This is a genomic window from Arthrobacter sp. Y81 (genome assembly GCF_002929335.1).
Taxonomy (GTDB): domain Bacteria; phylum Actinomycetota; class Actinomycetes; order Actinomycetales; family Micrococcaceae; genus Arthrobacter.
The window spans coordinates 1-6,928 of sequence record NZ_PJIL01000040.1; the positions used below are offsets into that span (position 1 = coordinate 1).

Genomic DNA, 6,928 nt, shown 5'->3' on the forward strand with positions numbered 1-6,928 from the left:
GCAATCCCAAAAGAGATGCTACCGATTGTCGACAAGCCAATGATTCAGTACATTGTTGACGAGATTGTGGCTGCAGGGATCAAAGAAATCCTCTTGGTAACTCACGCGTCCAAGAACGCGGTCGAAAACCACTTCGACACCTCTTATGAATTAGAATCTCTTCTTGAACAGCGCGTGAAGCGTCAACTACTGGCGGAAGTTCAATCCATCTGCCCGCCGGGTGTGACCATTATGAACGTGCGTCAGGGCGAACCTTTGGGTCTGGGCCACTCCATTTTGTGTGCGCGACCGGCCATTGGTGACAACCCATTTGTCGTGGTATTGCCGGACGTTGTTATCGATGACGCCAGCGCCGACCCGCTGCGCTACAATCTTGCCGCTATGATTGCGCGCTTCAATGAAACGGGACGCAGCCAGGTGCTGGCAAAACGTATGCCGGGCGATCTCTCTGAATACTCCGTCATTCAGACCAAAGAACCGCTGGATCGCGAAGGTAAAGTCAGCCGCATTGTTGAATTTATCGAAAAACCGGATCAGCCGCAGACGCTGGACTCAGATATCATGGCCGTAGGTCGTTATGTGCTTTCTGCCGATATTTGGCCGGAACTGGAACGTACTCAGCCTGGTGCATGGGGACGTATTCAACTGACTGATGCCATTGCCGAACTGGCGAAAAAACATGCTGTGGATGCAATGCTGATGACTGGCGACAGTTACGACTGCGGCAAAAAAATGGGCTATATGCAGGCGTTTGTGAAGTATGGTTTGAGAAACATTATGCTAGGCACAAAATTCCGTGGTAAAATAGAAGAAATAATTATAAATGATTTTTAATGAAGATAAAAGGCGGGAGAAAATAGTAATATGAAAGTCGTCAACCGATTATCTAAGCTAATGTTTAAAATATCAGATGATGTTTAGATCTTTTATGGTGATTTTTTGCTTCATGTGATTTAGAAAACGGTCTCTTGTTTTATTAGAGACGAATTTATTAAGATTGCCATGTTATAAGTTTGTGTTAGTGAACTGGTAGCTGTTAAGCCAGGGGCGGTAGCGTTGTTTTTTGCGTCTTGCGGGGTAGTATCTATACCCTCCCCCCTATTATTTGTTGCAAAGAGGTCTTTGGGTAAATAACGAGAAGTTAATGTTTACAATTAAAACTGTATTTGTGTTGAGGATATTCGGCGCTATACTTGCGCTGTCAACGAGTGTGATGATATCAAGAACGCTCAATATGAGTGAGGCTGGTGGGGTTTTCTTCCTATTATCAGTAACTGGAATAATATCGTCCCTATCCTCTTTAGGACAAAATAATTTAATTTTGAAAAAATGTGCCTCAGTTAAATATGCATTAAAAGCACGAGGCGTTTTTTTTCTTAGATGCATAAAACGGAGTGTTATATCCAGTATTATCTTATCTATCATTTTAATACCTATAATTCATTATTTTTCGCCACAATTATTATTACGAAATACATGGTGTTTGGCGATTCTGTTGATAATATCATCGTCAGTAAATATATTGTTATATTCCTTTTTACAGTCTCAAGGTCTTGTCACTTTTAGTGTTGTTCTGCAGTATATATTTCAACCCTTATTGTTTATTTTTTTTGTATTACTTATTGTTCTGATTAAAAATGAAAGTGTTTTACTGGTGTCTTTATCATACTTCTTCTCAATTATTCTTATTGGAGGAGGGGGGGGGGTATACTCGTATTATAAATTTAGGGACGATTTCAATCAGTTAGAAACAGAGTCAATACCGTTTAGACTGAAAGAATTATCAGAGTATTTCATTGGTAACTCATTAGGAATGCTGATTGTTCAATCTTATGTTGTACTTTCCGGTTTGTTGCTCCCAGCTGCTGATGTCGCTATTATTGCTGTGTCTGATAGAATATCCTTGGTTATAAATTTATTTGCAATGTCAATTAGCACAATTCTGGCACCTAAGGTCGCCAGTTTATACAGCCAAAGTAAAATGAATGAAATAAAAGAGCTAACTAAAAAAGCTATGTTCTTCATAATGATACCATGTGTTTTAATGGCTCTTCTGTTTCCCTTTTTTTCAGGGCTGATATTATCTATATTTGGTGTTCAATACAGTAATGCTAGCGAAGTGTTAATTATTTTAGTTATGACGCAGATTATTAATGCAATATTTTGCCCTGTATATGTTTTTTTAAATATGAGTGATCGGCAAGGTTTTATAAGTAAATTGCATATATATATGCTTATACCGTCTCTTGTTATAACATTTTATCTGACTAACATATTTGGTGTTGTTGGAATAGCTGTGTCTAAGTTAATTGTCGTGTCATTGATTAATATAATCCCATTGATTTACTGTATTTTATTGTTTAATCGAGTGATAAAGTGATGAGTTTATATTCTATTTTAAAAAAGTTAATTTTATCTTTTCATTACTATCTTTTTACTATTTCCTTTTTATCTGCGAAAAACGATAAGAAGTACTCCAATCGGTTAGATTTTGATGATTATGTTGCAGCTAAGCTAAGAAAACAGAATGAATATAAGAGGAAAATACCAAGTGTCTCTGTTATATATAGAGTCAAAAACGGATCTGAATATATAGAGGCATCTATATTGTCTATTTCGGGGTTAGCATCACAAATAATTGTTGTAGATAATAATTCTACAGATAATACAAGAGATATTGTAGAAAGATTATCGAATCAATTAGCTGATGTTTGCTCTATACAACTTTACTCTTATGATAAAAATCTCGCTATTGCTGGAGAAGGGTATAAAGATCAGGTGACAAAGGGAGATGGTTCACTGGCCGAATTTTATAATTTTAGTTTTTCTTTAGGTGATTGTGATTATTTAATGAAAGTCGATGCCCATTATATTTTTTCGGCATACGGTGTTGATATTTTGCAAAAGCAGATAGCAAAAAATTATGATGGTGTCGTTTTTCGAGGGTTAGAGTTTTTTGGGAAGTGGATGAGCAATGAGCTGTTTTTATATAAACGTTCACTGGGTCTGAAATATTGTGATGGCGAATTATATGAACAGTTAATGTGGGATAAATCAACCGTCAGGGTAAAAACTATCATTAAACCCCTTTACTTGCATGTTAAACGGTTATCCTATGTTAAAAACCTTTATAACACAAAGAAAGCCATATACGTAAAATACAATAAATAGGCAATAGAATGAATAATAAAAGAATATCAATAATAATACCAACTTATAATTCGAGCATAATATTAGAGGAAAATATTAAAATAATCAGTAGCTATAAGCAGTGTAAGATTTTTGTAATTGATGATGGTTCAGTTTCTGATGAAGCGCGCAAAAATAAAATTATTTGTAATAATTACGGGTGTAATTACACCTATACTCTTAATCAAGGCCCTTCTCACGCAAGATATGTAGGCTTATTGGATTCAGATACAGAATTTTGTTTTTTTCTTGATACTGATGATTATATTGCTGAATTTGCTCTTGATTGGGGTGTTAATTATTTATTAGAAAATAATGAGGTTGATGCCATCGTCTTTAGAAGTGATTATGTGGAAGAGTTTAATTGTAAAAACGAGACAGGTAATATCTTCACAATAAAAAAATATAACAGAGGATTAATACAAGAATGTATAGAGTGTTTAGGGTATCCAAAGCAATTTACTCTTGGTTGGAATCAATCTAATACGTTGTATCGTAGAAATAAAATCATTGATGCTTATAAAATAAGATATTTGACTTGGGGGGAAGATATACCATTAAAACTAAAACTAATTTCTGTTATGTCGCTAATTTCTGTGAGAACTCTGGGAGGGTCTCAAATTAAAATATCCTATGGACGGGGATATAAATATACACCAAAACAAATAGTTGAGCTTGCTCTGGAGGTTTACAGAACGTCCCTAAATAATGCATTTTGTCTTGCATTCATAACAGTTATAAGATATATGCTTTCATATTTTTATAAAAGATTAAAACAACTGTCCAGTAAAAGGAAGTGAGAATGAAAAGAAAACTTGTTGACTTTTGTATAATATCATTACCTCAACATAATGAAAGGAGAGATAAATTAAAAAATGAAATGGCGAAGTATGACATAGAATGTCGTGTTTCTCATGCTATTGATGGACGGAAATTATTGGCAGAAAAATACTTTTCTTTATTTAAAATTAGGTCCTCAAAGATGTTTGGAAGAGGTTTTTTAACTCCGTCGGAATTGGGATGTTTCTTGAGTCATAAAAAAGCTTTAACGGAATTTTTGGCGAGTGGAAGGAAATGGTTGGTGGTTTTGGAAGATGACGTTTTGCCCAAGGAAAATGTTAAATATTTGGACGAAATGATTAATTCATTCTGCTCATCAAGTGTCTATATTTTGGGTGGACAGGATGGTCTAAAAAGCTTTAGTCGTGTCATAATGGGGAGAAAATCAATATGTGGGGTGCGAAAAGTAATATTAGGTACACATCGTTGGTTATATAGGACATGCTGTTATTGTGTGGATATTAAAGGCGCTGAGAGAATTCTGAGGTTAATGGAAGAAAATAGTTTCTTTTGTGATGACTGGAGTTACATTGTAAGAAATGCGAAACTGGATAATGTATTTTATGGTCAATACTTTTCTCATCCTGTAAATTTAAACTCTAGTTCTATCGAAGCTGAACGTCTTTTTATTGCAGAAAAATGATATATATTATAATTAATACTATTGTGCTTTTTTATATGTTTTTGTTTAATGCATATAATCGTATTCCTTATGGGAAAATAATTATCGGGGGCATATGCGTTTTTTTTATGACTCTGTTGCCAGCATTTCAATACGGTGTTGGAACAGATTATTTTAGCTATCAAAATATATATAATAATGCTAATGAACTCGATACCTTTTATCAAAATAAGGAATATCTCTTTTATGGATATATGAGGCTATATCAACTGACTGGATGGGGATTCAAAGGTTTTATTGCGTTAACTGCTTTATTACAATCTTTATTGGTGTTTGTTATTGTTTTTCAGTTATGGAAAAACTATGGTTATTCTCTTGTTTTGGTTTTTTTTCTTTTTTGGGTTGTTACTAATTTATTTCATACCCAGATGAATATAATAAGAGCATCATTTTCAATTTATTTGTTTGCAATATCAATTCTCTATAAGTTTAGAGGGAAATTATTGTTATCTTTCATATTAATGGTTGCTGCTTTAGGTTTTCATCGCTCTGCTTTGATTGGTTTCTGTTTTCTCGTAATTCCAGATAAGACGTATTTTTTTGCGTGTAAACATGCTTTTAAAATTTATGTGTTGACTTTTTTATTGTTTCTTTTCTCTTATCTTCAGCAAATTATTTATTATATAGTGCAAAATTTATTCCCCTATTACTCACATTATTTATCCTCATTCGATGAAAGTTCTGTGAGTATAATGAATGTACTAACTAAAATGTATTGGATTCCATTTAATTTGCTATTCCTTATCTTATTAAAACTAAAGGTTTTTGTTATAAAAGATAATGAGCGAAAGTTAATTGGTATGTGGGCTTTAACGGTGAATGTTTATTTGTTAATGCTCAGTTTTGATTTTATTTCAAGGGTTAACTACTATTTTGTGATATTTTATATAATCCCGATAATTTATGTTATTAAATACACTGTTAAAAATAGATACTTCGTTTGTTTGTATCTCTCATTATTATACTGTTTTATTCCGTATCTATTAAAGGTTATTCTGTTTCCTATCGCAGAATTTTATTATAAATCATACTTGTTCTAATTTTGAATAATGATGGGGCTTTTTATGGGTAATGAAACAGTATCAATAATTATGCCAGCTTATAATGCTGAAGAAACTATTAAAGATAGTATTTTGTCAATTTTAAAACAAACGTATGAGGATTTTAAATTATATATAATCAATGATAATTCGTCGGATTCAACAGAACATATTATTAAGTCTATTATCGATGAACGTATTGTTTATTTACTAAATCGAAATGGTAAGGGAGTATCTTCGGCTAGAAATGTTGGGATTGCTGCTTGTAATGGTAGATATATTGCATTTTGTGATAGTGATGATGTTTGGTTTGAGACTAAACTCGAAGAACAACTGAAAATATTGAGTGCTGGAAATTATAAAGTTGTTTGTTCAAACTATGAGGTTTTTTATGTTGATACAAATGTAATAAAAGAAAGAAGGTTTAAGGAAGTTATTACATATAATAATATGCTGCAATCTAATCATATTGGTAACTTAACTGGTATTTATGACTCAACTCAGATAGGGAAAGTATATCAACAGGAAATTGGTCATGAAGATTACCTAATGTGGTTAACAATAGTAAAAAAAGCAAAGCTGGTTTATTGCATACAGAAAAATCTTGCCAGATATTATATACATAATACGGGGTTGTCCTCAAATAAGTTCACTGCAGCTATGTGGCAATGGAATATTTATAGAAGAGTATTGTCTTTTTCATTATTCAAGTCATTAGTTCTTTTTTTTATTTATTCAGTAAGAGCTCTTGCTAAGAGACTTTAATTAGAATGGTTTTATTAGGTTTTGATATTATAAAATGTATGTCTTTTAGATCTGATAGTCGATGTATCCAAAAGGTTTAGTTTTTGGGACATAGAGAGATAAGCCTTTCCTAAATATATTAGAAGTAAACCCGTTACTCATATTCAGCCGCTTATTTGCAGCGGTGAGCACCTCAGACAGGAGTAAACAATGTCAAAGCAACAGATTGGCGTCGTCGGTATGGCAGTGATGGGGCGCAACCTTGCGCTCAACATCGAAAGCCGTGGTTATACCGTCTCTATTTTCAACCGTTCCCGTGAAAAGACGGAAGAAGTTATTGCCGAAAATCCAGGCAAGAAACTGGTTCCTTACTATACGGTGAAAGAGTTTGTTGAATCTCTGGAAACGCCTCGTCGCATCCTGTTAATGGTGA

The 6,928-nt window shown here is 33.5% G+C and carries 8 protein-coding genes; all 8 read left to right on the forward strand.

All coding sequences use genetic code 11. The features are described 5' to 3' along the window. The coding region (gene galF / locus CXQ91_RS23970) for a UTP--glucose-1-phosphate uridylyltransferase GalF (protein ID WP_104092558.1) at positions 1-834 on the forward strand (834 nt) is incomplete at its 5' end. Positions 835-1,144: 310 nt separating this feature from the next. Continuing rightward, positions 1,145-2,380, forward strand: coding sequence for an O21 family O-antigen flippase (wzx, locus tag CXQ91_RS23975; RefSeq protein ID WP_045233210.1), 1,236 nt, complete (start codon positions 1,145-1,147; stop codon positions 2,378-2,380). Further along, on the forward strand, positions 2,380-3,171 hold the full coding sequence (locus tag CXQ91_RS23980; RefSeq protein WP_001445974.1) for a glycosyltransferase: 792 nt from the start codon (positions 2,380-2,382) through the stop codon (positions 3,169-3,171). The genes wzx and CXQ91_RS23980 overlap by 1 nt, the downstream gene beginning before the upstream one ends. A gap of 8 nt (positions 3,172-3,179) precedes the next feature. Continuing rightward, positions 3,180-3,989 (forward strand): glycosyltransferase family A protein, encoded by an 810-nt coding sequence (locus tag CXQ91_RS23985; protein WP_001445975.1) that lies wholly within the window; start codon positions 3,180-3,182, stop codon positions 3,987-3,989. Between the two features lie 2 nt (positions 3,990-3,991). Beyond that, entirely contained in the window at positions 3,992-4,672 is a 681-nt protein-coding gene (locus CXQ91_RS23990) for a glycosyltransferase family 25 protein (RefSeq protein WP_000823826.1), read from the forward strand. Then, entirely contained in the window at positions 4,669-5,751 is a 1,083-nt protein-coding gene (wzy, locus tag CXQ91_RS23995; RefSeq protein WP_042020196.1) for an O21 family O-antigen polymerase, read from the forward strand. Before CXQ91_RS23990 ends, wzy begins: the two co-directional genes overlap by 4 nt. A 9-nt stretch (positions 5,752-5,760) precedes the next feature. Continuing rightward, a complete protein-coding gene (locus CXQ91_RS24000; RefSeq protein WP_219816169.1) occupies positions 5,761-6,516 on the forward strand; it encodes a glycosyltransferase family 2 protein in 756 nt (251 codons plus the stop codon). A gap of 189 nt (positions 6,517-6,705) precedes the next feature. After that, a partial coding sequence (locus tag CXQ91_RS24005; RefSeq protein ID WP_258059186.1) for an NAD(P)-binding domain-containing protein occupies positions 6,706-6,928 on the forward strand: 223 nt, incomplete at its 3' end.

What these genes read in the sequence shown, in the direction of transcription:
- CXQ91_RS23980 (WP_001445974.1), top strand. Translation starts at nt 2,380, where the DNA reads ATGAGTTTATATTCTATTTTAAAAAAGTTAATTTTATCTTTTCATTAC.
- wzx (WP_045233210.1), top strand. Translation starts at nt 1,145, where the DNA reads ATGTTTACAATTAAAACTGTATTTGTGTTGAGGATATTCGGCGCTATA.
- CXQ91_RS23990 (WP_000823826.1), top strand. Translation starts at nt 3,992, where the DNA reads ATGAAAAGAAAACTTGTTGACTTTTGTATAATATCATTACCTCAACAT.
- CXQ91_RS23985 (WP_001445975.1), top strand. Translation starts at nt 3,180, where the DNA reads ATGAATAATAAAAGAATATCAATAATAATACCAACTTATAATTCGAGC.
- wzy (WP_042020196.1), top strand. Translation starts at nt 4,669, where the DNA reads ATGATATATATTATAATTAATACTATTGTGCTTTTTTATATGTTTTTG.
- CXQ91_RS24000 (WP_219816169.1), top strand. Translation starts at nt 5,761, where the DNA reads ATGATGGGGCTTTTTATGGGTAATGAAACAGTATCAATAATTATGCCA.